21 protein-coding genes are annotated in these 23,813 nt (G+C 53.4%); 6 read left to right on the plus strand and 15 right to left on the minus strand.

Annotated features, from left to right (window positions below; translation table 11 throughout):
* Positions 1-105: 105 nt before the first annotated feature.
* Positions 106-1,392, minus strand: coding sequence for an ammonium transporter AmtB (gene amtB / locus KP80_RS11865; RefSeq protein ID WP_052283949.1), 1,287 nt, complete (start codon positions 1,390-1,392; stop codon positions 106-108).
* Between the two features lie 33 nt (positions 1,393-1,425).
* Entirely contained in the window at positions 1,426-1,764 is a 339-nt protein-coding gene (gene glnK / locus KP80_RS11870) for a P-II family nitrogen regulator (RefSeq protein WP_004858743.1), read from the minus strand.
* 26 nt (positions 1,765-1,790) lie between these two features.
* Here glnK and KP80_RS11875 point away from each other — a divergent pair, with 26 nt between their 5' ends.
* Positions 1,791-1,976, plus strand: a complete 186-nt coding sequence (locus KP80_RS11875) for a hypothetical protein (RefSeq protein WP_052283846.1) — start codon at positions 1,791-1,793, stop codon at positions 1,974-1,976.
* Here the strand turns inward: KP80_RS11875 and KP80_RS11880 are convergent.
* From KP80_RS11880 to KP80_RS11890, 3 genes are read right to left on the minus strand one after another with little or no spacing between them, the layout of a single operon-like run.
* Complete coding sequence (locus KP80_RS11880) at positions 1,973-3,751, minus strand: SmdB family multidrug efflux ABC transporter permease/ATP-binding protein (protein ID WP_052283847.1); 1,779 nt, start codon at positions 3,749-3,751, stop codon at positions 1,973-1,975. The two genes, KP80_RS11875 and KP80_RS11880, sit on opposite strands and share 4 nt — an antisense overlap.
* Positions 3,744-5,519: a SmdA family multidrug ABC transporter permease/ATP-binding protein gene (locus KP80_RS11885; protein ID WP_052283848.1), complete on the minus strand. Its 1,776-nt coding sequence runs from the start codon at positions 5,517-5,519 to the stop codon at positions 3,744-3,746. The genes KP80_RS11880 and KP80_RS11885 overlap by 8 nt, the downstream gene beginning before the upstream one ends.
* A gap of 27 nt (positions 5,520-5,546) precedes the next feature.
* Positions 5,547-6,005, minus strand: a complete 459-nt coding sequence (locus KP80_RS11890) for an Lrp/AsnC family transcriptional regulator (RefSeq protein WP_052283849.1) — start codon at positions 6,003-6,005, stop codon at positions 5,547-5,549.
* Positions 6,006-6,120: 115 nt separating this feature from the next.
* Here KP80_RS11890 and KP80_RS11895 point away from each other — a divergent pair, with 115 nt between their 5' ends.
* Positions 6,121-7,170 carry a PLP-dependent cysteine synthase family protein gene (locus KP80_RS11895; RefSeq protein ID WP_052283850.1) on the plus strand — a complete coding sequence of 350 codons (1,050 nt, stop codon included), beginning with the start codon at positions 6,121-6,123 and terminating at the stop codon, positions 7,168-7,170.
* Positions 7,171-7,214: 44 nt separating this feature from the next.
* Here the strand turns inward: KP80_RS11895 and cof are convergent, their stop codons facing one another.
* Positions 7,215-8,033 carry an HMP-PP phosphatase gene (gene cof, locus KP80_RS11900; protein WP_052283851.1) on the minus strand — a complete coding sequence of 273 codons (819 nt, stop codon included), beginning with the start codon at positions 8,031-8,033 and terminating at the stop codon, positions 7,215-7,217.
* Positions 8,034-8,132: 99 nt separating this feature from the next.
* Between cof and KP80_RS11905 the strand changes: the two genes are divergently transcribed.
* Complete coding sequence (locus KP80_RS11905) at positions 8,133-9,833, plus strand: SgrR family transcriptional regulator (RefSeq protein WP_052283852.1); 1,701 nt, start codon at positions 8,133-8,135, stop codon at positions 9,831-9,833.
* 67 nt (positions 9,834-9,900) lie between these two features.
* The gene (gene queC, locus KP80_RS11910; RefSeq protein WP_052283853.1) at positions 9,901-10,596 is read left to right on the plus strand and encodes a 7-cyano-7-deazaguanine synthase QueC; all 696 of its coding nucleotides are present in this window, start codon (positions 9,901-9,903) and stop codon (positions 10,594-10,596) included.
* Positions 10,597-10,699: 103 nt separating this feature from the next.
* Here the strand turns inward: queC and KP80_RS11915 are convergent, their stop codons facing one another.
* From KP80_RS11915 to bolA, 9 genes are all read right to left on the minus strand, one after another.
* A complete protein-coding gene (locus tag KP80_RS11915) occupies positions 10,700-11,098 on the minus strand; it encodes a YbgC/FadM family acyl-CoA thioesterase (RefSeq protein WP_052283854.1) in 399 nt (132 codons plus the stop codon).
* 234 nt (positions 11,099-11,332) lie between these two features.
* Positions 11,333-11,710, minus strand: a complete 378-nt coding sequence (locus KP80_RS11920; protein WP_052283855.1) for a helix-hairpin-helix domain-containing protein — start codon at positions 11,708-11,710, stop codon at positions 11,333-11,335.
* Positions 11,711-11,858: 148 nt separating this feature from the next.
* Positions 11,859-13,733 carry a peptidylprolyl isomerase gene (gene ppiD / locus KP80_RS11925; protein WP_052283856.1) on the minus strand — a complete coding sequence of 625 codons (1,875 nt, stop codon included), beginning with the start codon at positions 13,731-13,733 and terminating at the stop codon, positions 11,859-11,861.
* Between the two features lie 212 nt (positions 13,734-13,945).
* Entirely contained in the window at positions 13,946-14,218 is a 273-nt protein-coding gene (gene hupB, locus KP80_RS11930; RefSeq protein WP_035895161.1) for a nucleoid-associated protein HU-beta, read from the minus strand.
* A gap of 209 nt (positions 14,219-14,427) precedes the next feature.
* A complete protein-coding gene (gene lon / locus KP80_RS11935) occupies positions 14,428-16,782 on the minus strand; it encodes an endopeptidase La (RefSeq protein ID WP_052283857.1) in 2,355 nt (784 codons plus the stop codon).
* A 183-nt stretch (positions 16,783-16,965) separates the two neighbouring features.
* A complete protein-coding gene (gene clpX / locus KP80_RS11940) occupies positions 16,966-18,240 on the minus strand; it encodes an ATP-dependent protease ATP-binding subunit ClpX (RefSeq protein ID WP_052283858.1) in 1,275 nt (424 codons plus the stop codon).
* Between the two features lie 134 nt (positions 18,241-18,374).
* Positions 18,375-18,998 carry an ATP-dependent Clp endopeptidase proteolytic subunit ClpP gene (clpP, locus tag KP80_RS11945; protein ID WP_052283859.1) on the minus strand — a complete coding sequence of 208 codons (624 nt, stop codon included), beginning with the start codon at positions 18,996-18,998 and terminating at the stop codon, positions 18,375-18,377.
* A gap of 243 nt (positions 18,999-19,241) precedes the next feature.
* Positions 19,242-20,540 carry a trigger factor gene (gene tig / locus KP80_RS11950; RefSeq protein ID WP_052283860.1) on the minus strand — a complete coding sequence of 433 codons (1,299 nt, stop codon included), beginning with the start codon at positions 20,538-20,540 and terminating at the stop codon, positions 19,242-19,244.
* Between the two features lie 335 nt (positions 20,541-20,875).
* Complete coding sequence (gene bolA, locus KP80_RS11955; RefSeq protein WP_052283861.1) at positions 20,876-21,193, minus strand: transcriptional regulator BolA; 318 nt, start codon at positions 21,191-21,193, stop codon at positions 20,876-20,878.
* A 298-nt stretch (positions 21,194-21,491) separates the two neighbouring features.
* Here bolA and KP80_RS11960 point away from each other — a divergent pair, with 298 nt between their 5' ends.
* Both KP80_RS11960 and ampG read left to right on the plus strand, forming a co-directional pair.
* Complete coding sequence (locus KP80_RS11960; RefSeq protein ID WP_052283950.1) at positions 21,492-22,070, plus strand: lipoprotein; 579 nt, start codon at positions 21,492-21,494, stop codon at positions 22,068-22,070.
* Between the two features lie 45 nt (positions 22,071-22,115).
* Complete coding sequence (gene ampG, locus KP80_RS11965) at positions 22,116-23,591, plus strand: muropeptide MFS transporter AmpG (RefSeq protein WP_052283862.1); 1,476 nt, start codon at positions 22,116-22,118, stop codon at positions 23,589-23,591.
* Positions 23,592-23,813 lie beyond the last annotated feature (222 nt).

Raw genomic sequence — 23,813 nt, forward strand, 5'->3', positions numbered from 1 at the left:
AGGCTTTTTTGGCTTTGGAGATAACTTCCGGTCTTTCGGGCGAGGCGCAAACTTCGTTGTCGAAAAACCCAGGGTCGGCGTCCCCGCCTCCCCTGATTAGGGATATCAGGCGTTGTAGGCGTTTTCGCCGTGGCTGTTGACGTCCAGACCTTCACGTTCCTGATCTTCTGGAACACGCAGACCGACGGTCAAATCTGCCACTTTGTAGCCGATGAAAGCCACGACGCCAGACCAAACGATGGTGATACCGATGCTTTCCAGCTGTACCAGCACCTGATGGCCCATGGTCACGCCTTCTGCATAGCCCACACCACCCAGCGCCGTAGAAGCAAAGATACCGGTCAGGATACAGCCGATGATGCCGCACACACCGTGCACGCCGAACACATCACAAGGGTCATCGACGCGCAGCAGACGTTTCAGCGAAGTTACGCCCCACAGCCCCGCCAGACCAGCAATGATACCCAGAATCAACGCGCCGCCGACCCCGATATAACCACACGCTGGCGTAATACCAACCAGACCTGCAATCGCACCAGAACACGCGCCCAGCAGAGATGGCTTACCGCGCAGAGCCCACTCACCAAACACCCAGCCGAGGATAGCGGCCGCGGTAGCAACCACGGTATTGACGAACGCCAGACCGGCAATTTCGTTCGCAGCGCTAGCAGAACCGGCGTTGAAACCGAACCAGCCGAAGTAGAGGATTGCGGTACCGATAAATACCATCGGCAGATTGTGCGGTTTAAATGCTTCTTTGCCAAAGCCCACACGTTTCCCAATCAGGTACGCACCCACCAGGCCAGCAACGGCGGCGTTAATGTGTACAACGGTGCCACCGGCAAAGTCGAGCGCACCGTGGCTTGCCAGCAGACCGCCGCCCCAGACCATATGCGCAATCGGCACGTAGGAGAGCGTCAGCCAAATAACCACGAAGATCAGCACGGCAGAGAAGCGAATACGCTCCGCCAGCGCGCCCACAATCAGGCCCACGGTGATACAGGCAAAGGAGCCCTGGAACGCCACGTGGATATACTGATAGAAGGAGCCCATCAGGTCAGTAATCTTGATATTCTTCAGCATCACCCAGTCGAAGCTGCCGAAGAAGCTGCCGCCGGTGCCGAAGGCCAGTGAGTAGCCGTAAACCACCCACAGCACGCAGACCAGCGCGAAGGTCACCGCCACCTGAGTCAGCATGGAGAGCACGTTTTTACCGCGGATCAGGCCGCCGTAGAACAGCGCAATGCCCGGAATAGTCATAAACAGCACCAGCGCGGTACACAGCATCATAAAGGCGTTATCGGCCTTATCCACAACCGCAGGGGCGGCCATCGCCAGACCCGGCAACAGCGCCAGTGCGCTCAACCCCGTTTTTACCATTGTTTTTTTCATCATCTCGATCCCTATCACTGTGCTGGCTGGGAATTACAACGCCGCTTCGTCGGCTTCGCCGGTACGAATACGGATAACGCGCTGCAGTTCGGCGACAAAAATCTTACCGTCGCCAATTTTTCCGGTGTAAGCGGCTTTGCTGATCACATCGACGACTTCATCGAGCTGATCGTCGGCGATAGCCACATCAATCTTTACTTTCGGCAGGAAGTTGACGCTGTATTCCGCGCCGCGGTATAGCTCAGCATGACCTTTCTGGCGACCGAAGCCTTTCACTTCTGTCACCGTTAAGCCCTGAATGCCAATTGAAGACAGCGCTTCGCGAACGTCTTCAAGTTTGAATGGTTTGATTACCACGGTAACCAGCTTCATAGATCCCCTCCAGTCAGAATTCGGTAATGGCTGCGAACACAAAAGAGATAAAGCAAGCGGCGTGCCAAAAATTCAAAGCACGATACCAGGCGGTGAAATCAGGGGTTATGGCGGCAAAATGGCGGGAGAAAAAAGAAAAACGCACCATGCGGGTGCATGATGCGTGTCACAAAGGCATTCTGTTAGAAAAATGCCTGACGCTGGTGCATTAGGCGGTCAATGCATCATCCTGAGCACTCGCAGCCAGCTCTTCACCGGCCAGCTGAAGTTGATACATCTGCCAGTAACGCCCTTTTGCTTCAAGCAGTTGCTGGTGAGAACCCTGCTCAACCGCCTGCCCGCGATGAAGCACCATGATGGTATCAGCATCGACGATGGTCGACAGACGGTGGGCAATCACCACCAGCGTGGTGTGCTGACGCACGGCAGCCAGCGCCTGCTGAATCGCGCGCTCGGTGCCGGAGTCAATATTGGCCGTGGCCTCGTCAAGGATCAGTACCTGCGGGGTATCCACCAGCACGCGGGCCAGCGCCAGCAGCTGTTTTTGCCCGACAGAAAGATTATTCCCCTGCTCCCCAAGATGTGTGTAAAGGCCATCGCTCATGCCCCGCACCATCTCCGCCAGCTGCACCGTTTCTAGCACCTGCCAAACCTGCTCTTCGCTAATATCGCGCCCCAAGGTCACGTTGGCAAAGAATGAATCGGCCAGCACTACCGGATCTTGTTGCACCACCGCGATGCCCTCACGCAGCACCTGGTGACTCAGGGTTGGCAACGGACGGCCACCAAGACGAATTTCCCCCGAATTAGGCGGGTAATAACCCATCAACAGGCTGGCCAGCGTACTTTTGCCACTCCCGGTATGCCCCACTAGCGCGACAAAACTGCGCGCCGGGATCGACAGCGAGATGTTTTGCAGCACCATTTTGTCGTCACGGTAAGCAAAGGACACGTCATCGATATCAATATCGCCGCTCGCCAGCGGCGCAATATCCTGGCCATACTGCTGACGTGGGCGATCCATCAACTCAAAGACGCGTTCACCGGCGACTACTGCCTGTTGCAGCATTGATTGCTGAGTCGTCAGTTCAATCAACGGTTCATTGAGACGGCCTAGATAGCTAATAAAGGCATACAACACGCCGACCTCAATAGAGCCTGTTGCACTAAAACCAAACAGCATCAGTAGGCCGCACAGCACCAGTGAAGAGAACAGGCTGAGCAGCGGACGCAGCAGGAAGCCGTCCAGCCGCAGCGTCTGCATACGCGCCAGATAATGCGAACGACTCACTTCACCAATCTGCTCCCCAAAGCGCACCTGCTGGCGGAACTGCTGGATAACGCTCATTCCGTTGATGACTTCATTAAAACCGTCGTTAATATCCGCCAGATAGGCCCGGACGCGGCGCACAATCGGCGTGCTATAGCGTTGATAGATAATCATCACCGTCATCACCGCCGGGAAGATAGCCAGCGCCACCAGCGCCATGCGCCAGTCGAGGCTGAACATCGCCACCAACATTGCCCCAATCAGCGCTGCGCTGCGCAGCACCGTTGCCACCACCGTCACATACAGATCGCGAATCACTTCAGTATCGTTGGTGACGCGGGAAATGAGCTGCCCCACCGGCTGGGTATCAAATTCGCTGAGCGGCTGGCGCAACGCGGCATCCATCACATCGATACGCAACTGCTGCACCACGCCTACGGCGGCGCGGTTAAACAGCAACGACTGGCTGTAATGCAACCCTGCGGCCAGCAGCTGCAAGCCAATATAAGCGGCAGCCAGTCCAACGACTTTTCCCCACGGCAGCACGTCTTTCGCCACCATATTGTCAATAAAATAGCTTATCAGCAGCGGCCCGCTGACTTCTGCCGCCGCGGCGATCCACAGCATTAAAACGGCTATCGACAGTGGTTTGCGCCACGGTGAGCCATAGGCCAGCAGGCGTTTTAAGGTTGGCCACAGTTGCCCAAAACTACGCATTGGCCACCTCCGTGTTCTCTTCTTCCGGCGCATCGTTCAATGCGGCTTCCAGTTGCTGATAGCGATACATGTCGCGATACCAGCCTGACTGTGCCGCCAGCTGTTCATGCTGGCCACGCTGGGCGATATGCCCGTGCTGCATCACGATAATTTCGCTGGCGTCGAGCAGCGCCGACAAGCGGTGGGCACTGATGATAAGCGTCCGCCCTTCCCCCCACTGGCGCAGGTTATGCAGAATTTGATGCTCGGTGCGACCATCGACCGCCGACAGCGCATCGTCGAGGATCAGGATTTCTGCATCCAGCAGCAGCGCACGGGCAATCGAGATACGTTGTTTTTGTCCGCCTGAGAGCATCACTCCACGCTCGCCAACTTCCGTTTCATAACCCTGCGGCAGACGCAGAATATCGTCATGAACGCAGGCCAGCCGCGCCGCCTGTTCAATTTCTTCCTGCGTGGCACTCGGGCAGCCGAGCGCAATGTTGCTGGCCACCGTGTCAGAAAACAGGAACGGGGTCTGGCTCACCACCGCCAGGCGGCTACGCCAGGCATCCAGCTGCAGCTGGCGCAGCGGAATGTTGTGGAAGCGAATATCGCCTTCATCGACGTCAAAATGGCGTTGAATCAGCGAGAGAATGGTCGATTTCCCCGATCCGGTTGGCCCGCAGATACCGAGCATATTTCCCGGTTTCAGAGTGACATCAACATCGGTCAGCGTCGGTTTATCCGTTTTTGGGTAGCTAAAGCGACGAATGGCCAGCGCCAGCGTACCGCGTCCTTCAGGCACGGTCTGAGTCCCGTCATCCACCACAGGCGCTTCCGCCAGCAGCGTGCGGATACGGCTATAAGCAGCGCTGCCGCGCTCGACGATGTTAAACATCCACGCCAACGCCAGCATTGGCCAAATCATCAGCCCTAAATACATCATAAAGCTGGTTAACTGACCGAGCGTTAGCGCTTCCTGCATCACCATCCAGCTGCCGCCGGCAATCGCCAGCAGGTTCGCCATCCCGACGGCAATATAGATAGTCGGATCGAAACGCGCGTCAATGCGCGCCACGCGCATGTTTTTAATCCCGGTGTCCGCCGCATCAGCAGCAAACTGTGCAGACTGACGGTCTTCAAGGCCAAACGCCTTGATCATGCGGATACTGGTCAGGCTCTCCTGAGTACGATCGTTAAGGCTGGAGAATGCCGCCTGCGCCAGCTTAAAGCGCTCGTGCAGCAGATTACCGTAGCGATGAATCACCAGCGCCATAATCGGCATCGGTACCAGCGCCAGCAGCGTCAGCTGCCAGCTTATCTGCGTCGACATCACAATCAACACCGCACAGCCCATCACCAGCGAGTCCACCAGCGTCAGCACCCCTTCGCCAGCGGCAAACACCACGCGGTCCACATCGTTGGTGGCGCGCGCCATCAGATCGCCGGTGCGGTGGCGAAGATAAAATTCAGGATGCTGGCGGCTGAGTTGGCGGTAGAAATCTTCCCGCAGTTCAACTGCGAGCTGATAGGACGCCCCAAACAACAGCACGCGCCAGACGTAGCGCAGCAGGTAAACCACCACGGCAATCAGAACCATAGTGCCAACCCACATCATCAGCTTCCCAGCGGTGAAGTGGTGCTGAGTGACGCCATCAACCACAATACCCACCACCTTCGGCGGGATAAGCTGCAGGATAGCAATGATAATGAGCAGGGAAACTGCGCCGAGATAGCGACGCCATTCCCGACGGAAGTACCAGCTTAATTGAGCAAATAATCGCACGCGGTAAAATTCCAGAGATAAAGTGTGTTATCCGATGGGGAGAGCGGTAGTGGATTTGATCTGTTCCATCGCAAAGCTCGAGGTGACGTCCGACAGTCCAGGAACGCGGTTCACCAGGCTTTTATAAAAATCATCGTAGCGCTTCATGTCAGCCACCTGAACGCGCATCAGGTAGTCATATTCCCCGGCCATGCGCCAAAAACCGAGGACTTCAGGCATTTTCGTCACTTCGCTGACAAAGAGACTGTACCATTCGCTGCTGTGGTGCTGGGTCTTAATCAGCACGAAAGCCGTCAGCCCAAGCCCCAGCTTTTCCGCATCAAGCAGCGCGACGCGCCCAATCAAAACGCCATCGTCTTCGAGACGTTTGAGCCGTTTCCAGCACGGTGTGGTGGTCAGATTAACGGCATCGGCGAGCGCCTGCAAAGAGAGCGTGCAGTCATTCTGCAGAAGCGAGAGCAGCTTTCGGTCAATTTTATCTAGCATATGGGCCACCGGGAGAAAATATTTCTCCCTTCATTCTATTTTAAAGGCCAGATGGCAACAATTTTTTCTGTGCTTTTCGCTATGCTGGGCACAAAATGACAAACGGATAAACACGATGAATAGCACCTGGGTCAAAAACGCCATTAGCGAAATTAACGCCGATTATCAACGCAGCGCCGATACGCATTTGATTCGTCTGGCGCTACCTGCTTTTCCCGGCATTCAGCTGTATCTCAAAGATGAAAGCACCCATCCGACCGGCAGCCTGAAGCACCGTCTGGCGCGCTCGCTGTTCTTGTACGGTCTGTGCAACGGCTGGATAAAAGAAGGCACCACCATTATTGAATCATCATCCGGTTCAACGGCGGTATCAGAAGCCTATTTCGCCCGCCTGCTTGGGCTGCCATTCATCGCCGTTATGCCTTCCTGCACCGCAAAACGAAAAATCGAACAGATTGAGTTTTACGGCGGCCGCTGCCATTTCGTGGAGAGCGCCTGTGAAATTTATGCTGCGTCGGAAAAACTGGCCCGTGAGCTGAACGGCCACTATATGGACCAGTTCACCTATGCCGAGCGCGCCACCGACTGGCGCGGTAACAACAACATCGCCGACAGTATTTTCCGCCAAATGTCTCACGAACCCAATCCGGTTCCGGCCTGGATAGTGATGAGTGCGGGTACTGGCGGCACCTCCGCCACCATTGGTCGCTATATTCGTTGCCAGGGCTATGAAACGCAGCTGATGGTAGTCGATCCTGAAAACTCGGTGTTTATGGATTACTGGCAGCAGCGCGACGCCAGCCTTCGCGGCACCGTAGGTAGCAAAATTGAAGGAATCGGTCGCCCTCGCGTCGAACCGTCGTTCATTCCGGATGTGGTGGATAGCATGATGCGCGTACCGGATGCCGCGAGCGTCGCCACCGCCCAGTGGCTGGAGACCCAGTTGGGTCGTAAGGTCGGTGCGTCCACCGGGACCAATATGTGGGGCGCACTGCAGCTCGCCGCGCAAATGCGCGCCGAGGGCAAAACGGGGGCGATTGTGACGCTGCTGTGCGACAGCGGCGAGCGCTATCTCGATACCTATTACAATCCACAGTGGGTGGCCGCGAACATTGGCGACGTAATGCCATGGCAGCATCAGATTCAGCAGCTCATCGGGCAATAAAAAAAGCCAGGCATCATTTGAGCCTGGCTTGCTGGAAATTTTCTCTATTCGGGGGAATAAGGAAGATTCGGTGTATCCAGCCAATGCATTAAATAGTGGGAAACCGCCTGACTGGTGCAGTTTCCGATAACCGGCAGATGGGGCAATGCGGCTTTCAGTTGCCCCATCGCGTTGCCCATAATGACTCCACGCCCCACCAGCCCCAGCATTTCACGGTCGTTCATCGCGTCACCAAAGGCCATGCATTCATCCATTCCAACGCCGATATGGTTACCCAGCACCGACAGCGCAGCGCCTTTATTGCTATCCGGGGGCAGCACTTCCAAACAATCAACCGCCGAGAAACAGATGTTGGCGCGCTTATCCAATGCCTCCACCAGTTGAATTCGCAGGCGGCAGAGATCGTCGTGATCGCCGCAGAAACAGATTTTAGTTACCTGATGCGCCGGGATCCGTCGCAGATCGCGCAGCTGGTAGCGAAAACCGCTGTAGACATGCGCCTGCAGCATTTCGGGAATTTCACGCCCGGTAAACCAGCCGTTATCGTTAAAGACATGAACACTGGCCTGGGTATCCCAGTGACTATGCAGCACCTGTTCGGCAACATCCGGGGAGAGATCGCTGCGATGCATCACTTCGCCCTGCTGCGAATGTAGACGCGTGCCGTTGCCGGTAATGAGATAGGCGTTCAGCGACAGCGATTCAATCAGCGGACGCATTTCCAGGACGTGGCGCCCGGTGGCAAAAGTCAGCGTAATATCGCGTTCGCGCAGCCGTTTAAGCGCCGCAATGGTTCTCTCACCCAAACGATGGTTAGGCATCAGAAGGGTGCCATCCATATCAAACGCTGCCAGTCTTGCCATTATTTATCCCACCTGTGATCGCTCTCTCTTGCCACCCAGTATCCGCTGGGATATACGGAAGTAATACTGAATACTTCACATTTATTGTTCCGGGTTTCTATGCGTCTGTTAAATCGTTTAAACCAGTTTCAGCGTCTGTGGCAGCCTTCGCAGGGTGAAACGCAGCGGGTCACCATCGCCGAGTTGGCTGCCCTCTGTTTTTGCAGCGAGCGGCATATCCGTACGCTGTTACGTCAGGCGCAGGACGCGCGGTGGCTTAGCTGGCAGGCGCAGTCCGGGCGAGGCAAACGAGGGACCCTGACGTTTCACACCACGCCGGAGACGCTGCGCAACGAGATGATGGAAACGGCGCTAGAACGCGGACAGCAGCATAACGCGCTGGAGCTGGCACAAATTGCACCGGTGGAGCTGCGGGCACTGCTACATCCATTTCTCGGGGGTCAGTGGCAAAACAACACGCCGACGCTGCGAATCCCCTACTACCGCCGCCTTGAGCCGCTGCAGCCTGGTTTTCTCGCCGGGCGCGCCGAGCAGCATCTGGCCGGGCAAATATACTCTGGGTTGACCCGTTTTAATCATGATGCCTCGCAGCCGCGCGGCGACCTGGCGCACCATTGGTCAGTCTCGCCAGACGGCCTATGCTGGCAATTTTACATTCGTTCCACGCTGCACTGGCACAACGGTGATGCGGTAGAGACCGATCAACTGCGTCGCCGGCTGCTCATGCTGCTGATGCTCCCTGAACTGGCAAGGTTATTCTCCAGCGTCAAGGACATTAGCCAGACGCATCCACAGTGCCTGACCTTTACTCTGCACCGGCCGGACTATTGGCTCGCACACCGGTTAGCGAGCTATTGTAGCGTGCTGGCACATCCGGATGAGCCAGAACAAGGTACCGGCCCGTTCATGTACAAAATCTTCGAACCGGAACTGGTACGCATTGAAAGTCATCATCGTTACCATCTTGGCCACCCGCTGCTGCAGGCGATTGAATACTGGATCACGCCACAACTATTTGAACAAGGTTTAGGCACCAGCTGCCAGCATCCAGTGCAAATCGCGATTGGAAAACCAGAAGAACTGGGGGAACTGCGGCTGGTGAGCCACAGTATCAGCCTGGGCTTTTGCTATTTGGCGCTGCGCCAGAGCCCACGGCTCAGCATGGCGCAGGCGCAGCGGGTAATGACGCTTATTCATCGTTCCGGGCTACTGCAAAGCCTTCCGCTGGGTGAAAATCTAATTACGCCCAGCGAGGAGATGCTGCCGGGCTGGGCGATTCCACTCGCCCAGGATGACCCTGACGTTGCGCTGCCGCCCCAGCTTACGCTTATCTATCATCTCCCCGTCGAACTGCACACCATGGCCGAGCAGTTAAAAAACGCGCTGGCCCAGCTTGGCTGCGAACTGACAGTCATTTTCTACGATGCTAAAAGCTGGAACGGCTGCACGGACTTGCCGCAGGCGGACCTGTTTATGGGTGACCGTTTAATTGGTGAAATGCCCGAGTACGCGCTGGAGCAGTGGTTACGCTGCGATGCCCTGTGGCCTGCGCTGTTTACCGATGAACAGGCGCAACGCGTCCAACACTCTCTGGATGAAGCCCAAGCGCAGCCAGACGATTCGCTGCGCATTGCTGCGCTCAAACGTATTTTTACCCGTCTGATGAATGACGCCATTCTGACGCCGCTGTTTAACTATCAATATCAGGTCAGCGCGCCGCCAGGCGTTAACGGTATTCGCCTGAACGCCCGAGGCTGGTTCGATTTCTCCGAAGCCTGGTTGCCGCCGGGTACGCGGTGAAGAAGCTGGTCGCCGCGACGCACAGGCGTTACCATAGCGGCTTTGAGAACCACAGACAGGAAATGCCATGAAACGTGCCGTTGTCGTCTTTAGCGGTGGACAAGATTCCACTACATGCCTGGTGCAGGCCCTGCATCAATATGATGAAGTTCACTGCGTCACGTTTGATTATGGCCAGCGCCATCGCGCCGAGATTGACGTAGCCCGCGAACTGGCGCTTACCCTCGGCGCACGTGCGCATAAAGTTCTGGATGTCACTTTATTAAACGAACTGGCGGTTAGCAGCCTGACTCGCGACAGCATTCCGGTTCCCGATTACGAGCCCGATGCCAACGGTATCCCTAATACCTTCGTGCCAGGACGCAATATTCTGTTCCTGACGCTGGCGGCCATTTATGCCTACCAGGTGAAGGCCGAAGCGGTTATTACCGGCGTATGTGAAACCGACTTTTCCGGATACCCGGACTGCCGCGATGAGTTCGTCAAAGCGCTTAATCATGCAGTAAGCCTAGGAATGGCAAAAGATATTCGTTTTGAAACGCCGCTGATGTGGCTGGATAAAGCGCAGACCTGGGCGCTGGCGGACTACTGGGATAAACTGGACCTGGTACGTACCGAAACGCTGACCTGCTATAACGGTGTTAAAGGCGACGGGTGTGGGCACTGTGCAGCCTGTAGCCTGCGCGCCAATGGCCTTAACCATTATCTGGCGGATAAACCCGGCGTGATGGCAGCCATGAAGCAGAAAACCGGACTCAAATAAGCCTGAGGATGTTCCGGATGGCGTTAGCACCGAACCCGGAAGATATGCCGTAAAGTGGTTCAGCCAAAAGCCCGGGCGAACGTGGGAAGCCCGGGCAGGCCAATCACTCGACCATCGCCTCAAGATGGTCACGCAACTCCCCTTCCAGCGCCAGCGCTTTCTGCGTCTTCAGGTCGATGCAGACAAAGGTGATCAGCGCATCCGCCACGACCTGCCCTTCGGGCTCCAGCGTCACCACCTGGCTTAGCACACCGCTTTTGCCATTCAGTTGCTGCACTTGACTGGTCACCGTCAGCAGATCGCCTAATACTGCAGGACGGCGATAGTTAATATTAATATTCACCACCACAAAGGCGATGTGGTTTGCGCTCATCCACTGGAAACCTGCACTGCTCTCCAGCCCCTCCCAGCGGGCTTCTTCGAGAAACTCAAGATAGCGAGCGTTGTTGACGTGTTGGTAAACGTCCATGTGGTAACCGCGAACTTTAATTTGTGTCTGCATAGCGCCATAGCCTTATTATTTTATACACGTTATCTTTCAAGCTGCCTTCGCGTTAGCTGCGTTCGTTCACCCGAATCACTAGCTTGAGTAGCTCATCGGAATTCACTCTCTTGCCGCCTTGATGCAACTTGAATGATTTTGTGTAGATATTTTAAATAGAGTCAGAGGTCACACCACTGGTATGACCTCTTTAGTCTGGCAAATTTTCAGGCGAGTGCAAACACTCTGGATAAATTAAAGCGTGATGCGGGCAAGATTTCGCTCAACCAACGAGTTCCCCATACCGGGAACCTGCTTAAGATCGTCGAGCGTTTTAAACGGGCCGTACTCTTCGCGATAGCTCACAATGGCCTGCGCTTTTTTCAGCCCAACACCGTTCATTGCCTGCGCCAGCGCCTCGGCTGTCGCAGAGTTAATGCTGACCCGGGTACCTTCATCGTCGCTCGTTTTACTGGCGGAAGACGCTTTGGCCTGTTCACCTGATGCATCATCCGCTTTGGTTTGTGTTACGGGTGCTTTTACCGTCGCAGTCTGAGCTGCCTGAGCACTAAAACTCATCCCTGCGCAGGCCATCACGGCAGCCATAACGCACATTTTGATTCCACATTTCATACTGATTTCTCCTTGTTGATTGATAACGAGAAAACCATAGCGGCAGACGCGATACCGTTCAAAAGGCAGATTTAAAATGTGGAAAAGGCCGCGAAAGCGGCCTTTGAGAAGTACATCGCATTACAATTAAATGCGAGGTGAGTTCAGATTATTGCTGCTGGTCGATGATATCGCCGAGCTTAATCTTCGCTGATTTACGCAGGTTGTTCATCATCGCTTCGAAAGCGATCTGGGCGTTGTTCTGGGTAATCCCCTGCACCATCGCTTTCTTCTGCGCTTCTGGCATTTCGCCTGCTTTCACTTCGTCCAGCGCCAACAGAACCACGTTGCCCTGCATATCGTTGCCGATACCGTAGCTTGGTTTGTCTTTCTGCGGCAGCGGCAGTGAGAATGCCGCCTGGCTCAGTGGATCCTGACCGGCACGGCTCAGCGTTTTGCTGGCACTAAAGCTCAAACCAGCGGCTTTCAGCGCTTCATCACCTTTACCGTCTTTCAACGCAACCAGCAGTTTGTCCGCATCCAGTTTAGCCTGCTGCTCTGCTTTGTTGTGTTTAACGATATCAGTCACCTGGGCTTTCACTTCGGCCAGTGGTTTCACCGCTTCCGCTTTGTGTTCGCTCACGCGCAGCACGAAGGCACGGTCGCCATCCACGGTAATGATGTCGGAGTTGCTGCCCGGCATACCATTTTCGCCAACCAGACCGCCATTGAAAATAGCGTCGGATACGGGTTTGAAGTTCAGTTCAGCAGGCAGGCTGCTGTGATCGAACCAACCGGTTTCAACGGCTTTCACGCCTGCTGCTTGCTCAGCGCCCGCCAGCGAGTCGTTATCATTGCTTGCCGCGTCGCTGACTTTCTGCTGCAGCGCGTAGTACGCGTCGAGAGATTTTTCCTGCTTCACTTTGTTCGCAATATCGTCGCGGACTTCTGCCAGCGGTTTCACTTTCGCGGCCTGAACATCATCCAGACGCGCAACCAGGAACCCCACGGAGGACTTAATCACACCAGACAGTTGACCTTTATCTTTCAGGCCGGCATTTTTCAGTTCGTCAGGGGTCGTCGACTCTTCCAGCCAGCCCATATCACCGCCGTTACGGGCAGAGATAATGTCAGCGGATTTCTCTTTCGCCAGAGCCGCAAAGTCACCGCCTTTGTTCAGCTCATCAAGAACCGCTTTGGCATCGGCTTCAGTTTTAGTCTGGATAACGCTGTAGCGATTACGCTGCGGCTGGGTGAACTGGTCCTGATGCTGATCGTAGTAGGACTGAATTTCTTCGTCAGAGACGTTCTGCGCCATGGAGGCTGCATCCAGTTTGATATAGCTTACGCGGAATTGCTCAGGCGACACGAACTGACCTTTATTCTGCTCGTAGTAGCTGCTGATTTCTGCGTCGCTAACCTGCTGTTTTGCCGCCAGCGCGTTAACATCAATGGTTGCTTCACGAACCAGACGCTGCTGGGAAACCAGTTCAGCCAACTGGTCGGTTTCGCCTGGCAGCATGAAGTCGGTACCGGCAACGGCGTTAATCAGCTGCTGTGTAGTCAGCTGGTTGCGCAGGGCTGCCGCGTACTGGTCAGCGGTCATGCCCATCTGATTCACCAGTGCGTTGTAGCGGGTGTTATCAAATTTGCCGTCCACCTGGAATGCCGGGGTGGCGAAAATCGCTTTACGCACCTGCTCGTCGCTGATGCCAAGACCAAGGTCTTTCGCATACTGATCAAGCAGCGCTTCGTCGATAAGACGGTTCAGCACCTGCTGACGCATGGTTTTGATATAGTTTTCATTAGCAGCCAGCTCAGAGAACTGATCGCCCAACTGCTGCTGCATGCGGTTACGCTCGCTAGCAACAGCATTCTCAAACTGGCCGCGGCCGATTTCCTGGCCATTCACTTTCGCGGCAAAATTATTGTTACCGCCGATCAGATAACCACTCACGCCGGTCAAAATGAACGACACGATTATGAGACCGAAAATGACTTTGATCACGACGCTATTGGCTGCCGTGCGTAAATTGTCCATCATGGTGTAACAACACTCCGCTGTAGGTGACAAATACCTCGTGCAGCATAGCACGTGATGACTGCTGCGCGTGAGGCCGTATTTTGACAAGAAACCGGGGCGGTTGTCAGCAAACACCGCATATAAACTGTTAAAACGTCACAATAAGGCATAAAAAAAGGCACATCAGTCGATGCGCCCTTGTACTTAACCACATTCCCGTAACGGGAAAGGGATCAGTTTACCGCGTCTTTCAGTGCTTTACCTGCACGGAATGCCGGTACTTTAGCCGCAGCGATAGTGATCTCTTTACCGGTCTGAGGGTTGCGGCCAGTACGGGCAGCACGCTCTTTGACAGCAAAGGTACCGAAACCTACCAGTGCAACGTCATCCCCAGCTTGCAGAGATTCAGTAACAGAAGCAATTAAAGCATCTAACGCACGTCCAGCTGCAGCTTTGGAGATATCCGCGCCAGCAGCAATTTTGTCAATCAGTTGAGATTTGTTCACTGTTCTCTTCCTCTCTTTATTATTTATATCGCACCGGAATCCTTCGCGATGCGATCGCGGAGCAGTTATATCAGGACTACCATGCCCTTACAACACCCGTTGTCGACGACACACCTGCCAGCCGTCTAAATTAGCGAGACAAAAAAAGGCTGGCAAGTCAGTTTATGCTTGCCAGCCTTATTTTTATTAACGCTCTTTGCGCGAGGTCACTATTTTGCGCTTACAACCTGCATTCCAGACGGTTCATTCTGCAGCGCCAGAGCCAGAACTTCCTCAATGCGCTTAACAGGATGGATATCCAGATCGGCCAGAACGTTATCTGGAATCTCTTCCAGATCGCGTTTGTTCTCGTCAGGAATCAGAACTGTCTTAATACCGCCACGGTGTGCAGCCAGCAGTTTTTCCTTCAGACCACCGATTGGCAGCACCAGGCCACGCAGGGTGATTTCACCCGTCATCGCCACATCTGCGCGAACCGGGTTGCCGGTCAGGCAGGAGACCAGAGCGGTACACATTGCGATACCCGCACTTGGGCCATCTTTCGGCGTCGCCCCTTCCGGTACGTGAACGTGGATGTCGCGTTTTTCGTAAAAGTCCGGATTAATACCCAGTTTTTCCGCACGCGCACGCACCACGGTCAGCGCAGCCTGAATGGATTCCTGCATCACTTCGCCCAGAGAACCGGTATAGGTCAATTTACCTTTGCCTGGGACGCAGGCGGTTTCGATGGTCAGCAGATCGCCGCCCACTTCCGTCCACGCAAGACCTGTGACCTGACCTACGCGGTTTTCTTCGTCGGCGCGACCGTAGTCAAAGCGCTGAATACCCAGATAGTCGTGCAGGTTGTCGCCGTTAATGTCGATGTGTTTCAGCTCTTTATCCAGCAGCAGCTGTTTCACCGCCTTACGGCACAGTTTTGAGATTTCACGCTCAAGGCTACGTACGCCCGCTTCGCGGGTGTAGTAACGGATGATGCCGACAATCGCGCTGTCGTCTACCGTCAGTTCGCCTTTTTTCAGTGCGTTACGCTCAATCTGCTTCGGCAGCAGGTGACGTTTGGCGATGTTCAGTTTTTCATCTTCGGTATAGCCCGACAGACGAATCACTTCCATACGATCCAGCAGCGGTGCCGGAATGTTCATGGAGTTCGATGTCGCAACGAACATCACGTCGCTGAGATCGTAATCCACTTCCAGGTAGTGATCGCTGAACGCCACGTTCTGTTCTGGATCAAGAACTTCCAGCAGAGCGGAGGCTGGATCGCCGCGCATATCCGAAGACATTTTATCGATTTCATCCAACAGGAACAGCGGGTTTTTAACGCCCACTTTCGCCATTTTCTGAATCAATTTACCCGGCATCGAACCAATGTAGGTACGACGGTGACCGCGAATTTCCGCTTCGTCACGCACGCCACCGAGAGCCATACGGACATATTTACGTCCGGTCGCCTGAGCAATGGACTGGCCCAGGGAGGTTTTACCCACACCCGGAGGCCCTACCAGGCACAGAATTGGCCCTTTGAGCTTGTTCACACGGCTTTGAACCGCAAGATACTCAAGAATACGGTCTTTGACGCGTTCGAGGCCGTAATGGTCGGTATCGAGGATTTCCTGCGCCTGGCGAAGGTCTTTTTTAACCTTGCTGCGCGTGTTCCACGGCACCTGCACCATCCAGTCGATATAACCGCGAACCACGGTGGCTTCCGCTGACATCGGCGACATCATTTTCAGCTTCTGCAGTTCGGCTTCAGTTTTCTCTTTCGCCTCTTTCGGCATTTTCGCCGCGTCGATCTTACGCTTCAGCGCTTCGTTTTCATCGGGAACTTCGTCCATTTCGCCAAGTTCTTTCTGAATGGCCTTCATCTGCTCATTCAGATAGTACTCACGCTGAGACTTCTCCATCTGCTTTTTAACGCGGTTGCGAATACGCTTCTCAACCTGCAGCAGATCGATTTCCGACTCCATCATCGCCATCAGATATTCCAGGCGCTCGTTGATGTCGGACATCTCGAGGACGGACTGTTTATCTGCCAGCTTCAGCGGCATGTGCGCGGCGATGGTATCCGCCAGACGTGCAGGGTCGTCGATGCTGTTGAGCGACGTCAGCACTTCTGGTGGGATTTTCTTGTTCAGCTTGATATAGCCTTCAAACTGACCGATTGCCGTGCGCACCAGGACTTCCTGCTCGCGCTCTTCAATCGCCGGCGACTCCAGATATTCCGCTTTCGCCGAGAAGTGTTCGCCGTTGTCGGAAAGCGTAGAGATACGCGCACGCTGCAAACCTTCGACCAGTACTTTTACCGTACCGTCGGGCAGTTTCAGCATTTGTAAAATAGAGGCCACGGTCCCGACGGTGAAAAGATCGTTTACACCCGGCTCATCCGTTGAAGCATCTTTCTGCGCGACCAGCATGATTTTTTTATCATGATCCATGGCCGCTTCCAGACAACGGATAGATTTTTCCCGCCCTACAAATAAGGGAATGACCATGTGCGGATAAACCACCACATCGCGCAGCGGCAATACGGGGATTTCAATGCGTTCAGAACGCTCAGGATTCATAGAGCTCTCTCTTAGTTTAGTGTCCGCCAGGTAAGCTGGTCATGCGACTGTGCTTCACACAACCATTAACATGTAACCAGTATATGGGGATGTATTCCACACATTCAACGCTATGAATCAGGAAAAATAAAAGGGGAGATAAAATCCCCCCTTTTTGATTAACTGATTGTATGAACTGGTGAATTATTCGCCAGATGCCTGCTGTGCTTCCGGCTTGCCATAAATCAGCAGCGGTTCGCTTTGACCGTTGATGACCGACTCGTCGATAACCACTTTTTCGACGTCTTCCATGGAAGGCAGATCGTACATGGTTTCGAGCAGTGCGGCTTCAACGATAGAACGCAGACCACGGGCACCGGTTTTACGGCTCATGGCTTTCTTGGCGATAGCGTCCAGCGCTTCGTCACGGAATTCCAGATCCACGCCTTCAAGATTAAACAGCGCCTGATACTGTTTGGTCAGGGCGTTTTTCGGCTCTTTCAGGATCTGAATCAGCGCTTCTTCGCTCAGTTCAGTCAGCGTAGCAACCACTGGCAGACGGCCGATGAACTCAGGGATCAGACCGAATTTGATCAGATCTTCTGGCTCAACCTGGGTCAGCAGTTCGCCTTCGCTGGCTTTATCCGTTTTCGATTTCACGGTTGCACCAAAGCCGATACCTGAACCGGTTTCTACGCGGTTGCCGATCACTTTATCCAGGCCTGCAAATGCGCCGCCGCAGATAAAGAGAATCTTAGAAGTATCAACCTGCAGGAACTCCTGCTGCGGATGCTTACGTCCACCCTGCGGCGGAACGGCAGCCACGGTGCCTTCGATAAGCTTCAGCAGAGCCTGCTGTACGCCTTCGCCGGACACATCACGCGTAATCGACGGGTTGTCGGATTTACGGGAGATCTTGTCGATTTCATCGATGTAAACAATACCGCGCTGCGCTTTCTGTACGTCGTAGTCGCACTTCTGCAGCAGTTTCTGAATAATGTTTTCAACGTCTTCACCCACATAACCGGCTTCGGTCAGCGTGGTGGCATCCGCCATGGTGAACGGTACGTCCAGCAGGCGCGCCAACGTTTCCGCCAGCAGCGTTTTACCGGAACCCGTTGGGCCAATCAGCAGAATATTACTTTTGCCGAGTTCAACACCGTTGCTGGTATCGCCGTTACGCAGACGTTTGTAGTGGTTGTAAACTGCAACCGCCAGCACCTTTTTCGCCTGTTCCTGACCGATGACATAGTCATCAAGATGGTGACGAATTTCGTGTGGCGTTGGCAGCGCGCTGCGTTCACGATGTGGCGCTACTTCTTTAATCTCTTCGCGAATGATGTCGTTACATAAGTCGACACATTCGTCGCAGATATACACGGATGGGCCGGCGATGAGCTTACGCACTTCGTGCTGGCTTTTGCCGCAAAAAGAGCAGTACAACAGTTTGCCCGAGCCATCTTTGCGTTTATCTGTCATGAGTCAAAACCTCTTTTTAAGTTCTTTGTGCCGCATATGACGACGCAAATGCCATTCTTAAGCGCAAGCTGCTACGCGAGCGTTGTGCCGCCTCTAGTAGTATATACCCTGCGGCGGCACGTGCCGTCATGACATTAGTTACGCTGACTCAGGATTGAGTCAACCAAACCATACTCCACAGCTTCAGAGGCAGACAGGAAACGGTCACGTTCAGTGTCACTTTCAATCTGCTCTAAAGATTTGCCGGTATGGTGCGCCATAAGCTCATTCATACGTCCTTTCACTTTCAGGATCTCACGGGCGTGGATTTCAATATCCGTCGCCTGCCCCTGATAGCCGCCCAAAGGCTGGTGAATCATCACGCGGGAGTTAGGCAAGCAGAAACGCTTACCTTTTGCGCCTGCCGTCAGCAGAAACGCGCCCATGGACGCCGCTTGCCCCATACAAATGGTGCTGACGTCCGGCTTAATGAACTGCATGGTGTCATAAATAGACATCCCAGCCGTAATCACGCCACCTGGGGAGTTGATGTACAGGTAAATATCTTTTTCCGGGTTTTCCGCTTCCAGAAACAGCATTTGCGCCACAATCAGGTTCGCCATGTGGTCTTCCACCTGGCCGGTCAGAAAGATAACGCGCTCTTTAAGCAGACGGGAGTAGATATCAAAAGAACGTTCGCCACGGGAGGTCTGTTCAATGACCATCGGCACCAGGGCCATGTGGGGTGCTAAGTTATCTCGTTCGCCACTGTATGACATGTCCGTCTCCTGGATAAAAAATAATATAGCCACAGCATTCTGATTATAGAGATGTGGCGAGTGATTCGTTCCCCCAGTAATGGGTACGATCTTACCCTATTTCAAGCATAACAATATTTTGTTGTTACGCTAATACCGAAAAGCCCTTTTATCACGCTCGCAGTGGCTATCGCTGCAATAAAAAAAAAACCCGTCACCAAAAGGCAACGGGCTTTTCTCAAAACCGTAAACCGGAAAGCGAAATTACGCCTGCTGGTTCATCAGTTCATTGAAGGAAGTTGCTTTTTCAGTCACTTTCGCTTTTTCCAGAACCGCTTCAACAGCCTGTTCTTCCAGAGCGACGCTGCGCATGTTTTCCATCAGCTCTTTGTTTTTGCTGTAGAATTCAATAACTTCTTTCGGATCTTCGTAGGCAGAGGCCATTTCTTCGATCAGGGTAGCAACGCGTGCTTCGTCAGCTTTCAGCTCGTGGGTACGAATCACTTCGCCCAGCAGCAGACCAACAACAACGCGGCGTTTAGCCTGCTCTTCGAACAGCTCGCGAGGCAGTTCCATCGCTTGTTGCTGGTTGCCACCGAAACGCTGTGCAGCCTGACGGCGCAGAACGTCGATTTCGCTGTCGATCAGGGCAGCAGGCACGTCGATTTCGTTAGCCTGTACCAGACCTTCGATTGCCTGAGTTTTAACACGGTTACGTACCGCGCCTTTCAGCTCGCGATCCATGTTTTTACGCACTTCAGCACGCAGACCTTCTACGGAACCATCTTCAACGCCGAAACGTTTGATGAATTCAGCAGTCAGTTCTGGCAGTTCACGTTCTTCAACTTTTTTCAGGTTGATAACGAATTTAGCCGCTTTACCTTTCAGGTTTTCAGCGTGGTATTCTTCTGGGAAGGTCACGTCGATAGTGAACTCTTCGCCTGCTTTGTGGCCTTTGATACCGTCTTCAAAGCCTGGGATCATACGACCCTGGCCCATTGCCAGTACGAAATCAGTCGCTTTGCCGCCTTCGAATTCTTCGCCGTCTACAGAGCCGGAGAAGTCAACGGTTACACGGTCTTCAGCGTCAACTGCGCCATCTTTGTCTTTCCAGGTTGCCTGCTGCTTACGCAGGGTGTCCAGCATGCCGTCAACGTCAGCTTCAGTCACTTCAACAACTGGTTTCTCAACTTCGATAGCGTCCAGACCTTTCAGTTCAACTTCTGGATAGACTTCGAATTCTACTGCGTAAGTGAAGTCTTCACCCAGTTTGTATTCGCCCGGAACGTAGTTCGGTGCGCCAGCTGGGTTGATCTTCTCTTTGATGATCGCATCAACAAAGTTGCGGCTCATCAGGTCACCCAGAACGTCCTGACGCACGGAAGCGCCATAACGCTGAGCAACAACATTCATCGGTACTTTACCTTTACGGAAACCGTCAATGCGTACTTTTTTCGCTACGTTGACCAGCTCGCTTTTTACAGCGTTTTCGATGCTGTCAGCAGCGATAGTAATCGTTACACGGCGGCCAAGGCCCTGAGTGGTTTCAACTGAAACTTGCATCTTGTTACCTCAAAAAAATCACAGTGCTCGGTCAACTCTGAATCATGCCTTGCAGTACTGGGACGTTATCTTTAAATCAGAAACACATTCCCTGTAGCCAGAATCATCCCGAAGACATTCCGAAAAATAAGACGCAGCATTATAGCGGCATCACTTTTATGAGTCGAGAACGGTTATCACGCGTTGCTGCGGCATTTTTCACAATTCCCGGCTAATTTTTGTCTGAATACTGTCTTTTGCGCTCAAAATTCAGACAAAACAAAACGGCCCGCAGGCCGTTTTCTCATAATCTGTACGCAACATACTGGAAAAGTTCCGCGTTGCAAATGCCTTTTCTACGCGATAGTACCCGCGCCACGGCAAGGTGGAGAGGCAATGACGGTATCTTGTAAACCTTCCCACTCTTTTCGCGTGTAAGTATGCAATGCCAAAGCATGTACGGTAGAAGCAAACTCCTCTGTCAGGGTGCCATAGATCATCCGGTGACGATTCAGGAATCGCTCGCCGGTGAATCTGTCGCTAACCAACACAACTTTGAAATGGCTCTCGGAGCCTGCCGGTACGTTGTGGCGGTAGCTTTCATCGACAACTTCCAGGAACACAGGATCAAACGCTGCCCTTAATTTTTCTTCGATTTGTTCACGCATCATCATGATATTACTCCTCCGACAACGTTAAGATGCCGCCTATCCCTTTAAATGTTAGCCGCTTTTACTGACTCCATTACACAAAGGCAACAAAAAATTAGCGTTCGCGCCATTTTATTTGTCAAGTAGATGAAGTTAACGCCTTTTACAATGCGCCTTCATCTTAAATACCCCTGCTTTTTGTATGCAAGAGCATAAAAACATCAACATGATGAATTTACATGCATTGCCTACTTCCCCTCGCCGTTGGCGATGTTATGATGGCGGGGATTATCAGTAAACAATGCGTTTTGAGACCCCTAACATGTTAAAAAAAATCCTCTTCCCCTTGGTAGCACTGTTTATGTTGTCAGGATGCGTAACGCCCCCGACCACCGTTGACGTGTCGCCTAAGATTGCCCTGCCACAGCAGGATCCGAGCCTGATGGGCGTGACCGTCAGCATCAACGGCGCCGACCAGCGTCAGGATCAGGCACTGGCAAAAGTGACCCGCAACAACCAGCTGGTTACCCTTACCCCTTCTCGCGATCTGCGCTTCCTGATGCAAGAAGTGTTGGAAAAACAGATGGCTGCGCGTGGTTACATGATTGGCCCTAACGGTGCGGCAAATCTGCAGATTATCGTAAGCCAGCTTTACGCCGACGTTTCCCAGGGTAACGTGCGTTACAACATCAATACCAAAGCGGATATCGCTATCATCGCGACCGCGGCTAACGGTAACAAGATGACTAAAAACTACCGTTCGAACTATTCCGTTGAAGGGGCGTTCCAGGCCTCTAACAAGAATATTTCCGATACGGTTGATAGCGTACTGAGCGATACCATCGCGGATATGTCCCAGGACACCACCATCCACGATTTTATCAAGCAGAACGCGCGCTAATCTCGTCACAGACCCGGCTTATGCCGGGTCTGAACGTTAAAACCCATGTCTAATCACTATCTGCGAATATTTCAGCAACCGAAATCAGCCATTCTGCTGATTCTTGGCTTTGCCTCCGGTTTACCGCTTGCCTTAACGTCCGGGACGCTACAGGCGTGGATGACGGTCGAGAATATCGATCTGAAAACCATCGGTTTCTTTTCCCTCGTTGGCCAGGCCTACGTCTTTAAGTTTCTTTGGTCGCCGGTCATGGACCGCTACACGCCGCCGTTTTTAGGTCGTCGTCGCGGCTGGCTGCTGGCGACCCAATGTTTATTGCTGATTGCCATTGCGGCAATGGGCTTTCTCGAACCCTCGACGCAACTCCGCTGGATGGCAGCACTGGCAGTGGTTATCGCGTTCTGTTCAGCATCCCAGGATATCGTTTTTGACGCCTGGAAGACCGATGTATTACCGACAGAAGAGCGCGGTGCGGGCGCGGCAATCAGCGTGCTGGGCTACCGCCTGGGGATGCTGGTTTCCGGCGGTTTAGCGCTGTGGCTAGCTGATAAATGGCTCGGCTGGCAGGGTATGTACTGGCTGATGGCCGCACTGCTGATCCCTTGTATTATCGCCACCCTGCTCGCCCCTGAACCCAGCGATGTGATCCCGGTCCCTAAAAGCCTCGAACAAGCGGTTGTCGCGCCGCTGAAAGATTTCTTTGGCCGCAATAATGCCTGGCTCATTCTACTGCTGATTGTGATGTATAAACTCGGCGACGCTTTCGCCATGAGCCTGACCACCACGTTCCTGATTCGCGGCGTGGGTTTTGACGCCGGACAGGTCGGCATGGTTAACAAAACGCTTGGCCTGTTTGCCACCATTCTCGGTGCACTGTACGGCGGCGTGCTGATGCAGCGCCTGACACTGTTCCGCGCACTGCTGATCTTCGGCATTTTGCAGGGCGTCTCCAATGCCGGTTACTGGATGCTGTCGGTCACCGACAAACATATTTACTCCATGGCAGCGGCGGTATTCTTTGAAAACCTGTGCGGTGGTATGGGGACGGCGGCGTTTGTCGCGCTGCTGATGACCTTATGTAACAAGTCTTTCTCGGCAACCCAATTTGCGCTGCTGTCGGCACTTTCTGCCGTTGGCCGTGTTTACGTCGGCCCCATTGCCGGTTGGTTTGTTGAAGCCCACGGCTGGCCAACGTTCTATCTGTTCTCAGTCGTGGCGGCAGTTCCAGGGATCTTATTGTTGTTAGTGTGTCGCCGAACGCTGGAGTATACCCAGCAAACCGAGCAGTTTATGCCGCGCAGCAGCTACAGCGGTGGATATCGTTCTGCCCTGCGTTTACTGTTGATTGGCACTGTACTGCTGGGAATCTGGCTGATGATGCTGATAAGCAATGCCCTCAATTTCACCACCCTAACCTGGTCTGGATTGATACTTGAAGCGGGGGTTTTGATAGCCTTTGCTGGAATTGTGTTTGGCTGCCTGTTGGATTATCTGGCGCTGCGTAAAACACAGTTTCGCTGAGTACGAAAAAAATATGACCGCTACGCTGTAATCACGACACGTAATAATAACGACTGCAGCGTAAATAAAAAAAATATTTGTGCTTTTGTGCGCTTTAGAATTCTGGAAATTATTGGAACGTCTCAGCCGTGCTTTATTTCATTAACCGATTCAGCACCAGAGCAATTAATTTTTCGTTTTTGAATTGTCTATTATTTGATGATTAATTGTTAATTATTTGTA

The organism is Kluyvera genomosp. 1, assembly GCF_001266615.1.
In the GTDB taxonomy this organism is placed as follows: domain Bacteria; phylum Pseudomonadota; class Gammaproteobacteria; order Enterobacterales; family Enterobacteriaceae; genus Kluyvera; species Kluyvera cryocrescens_A.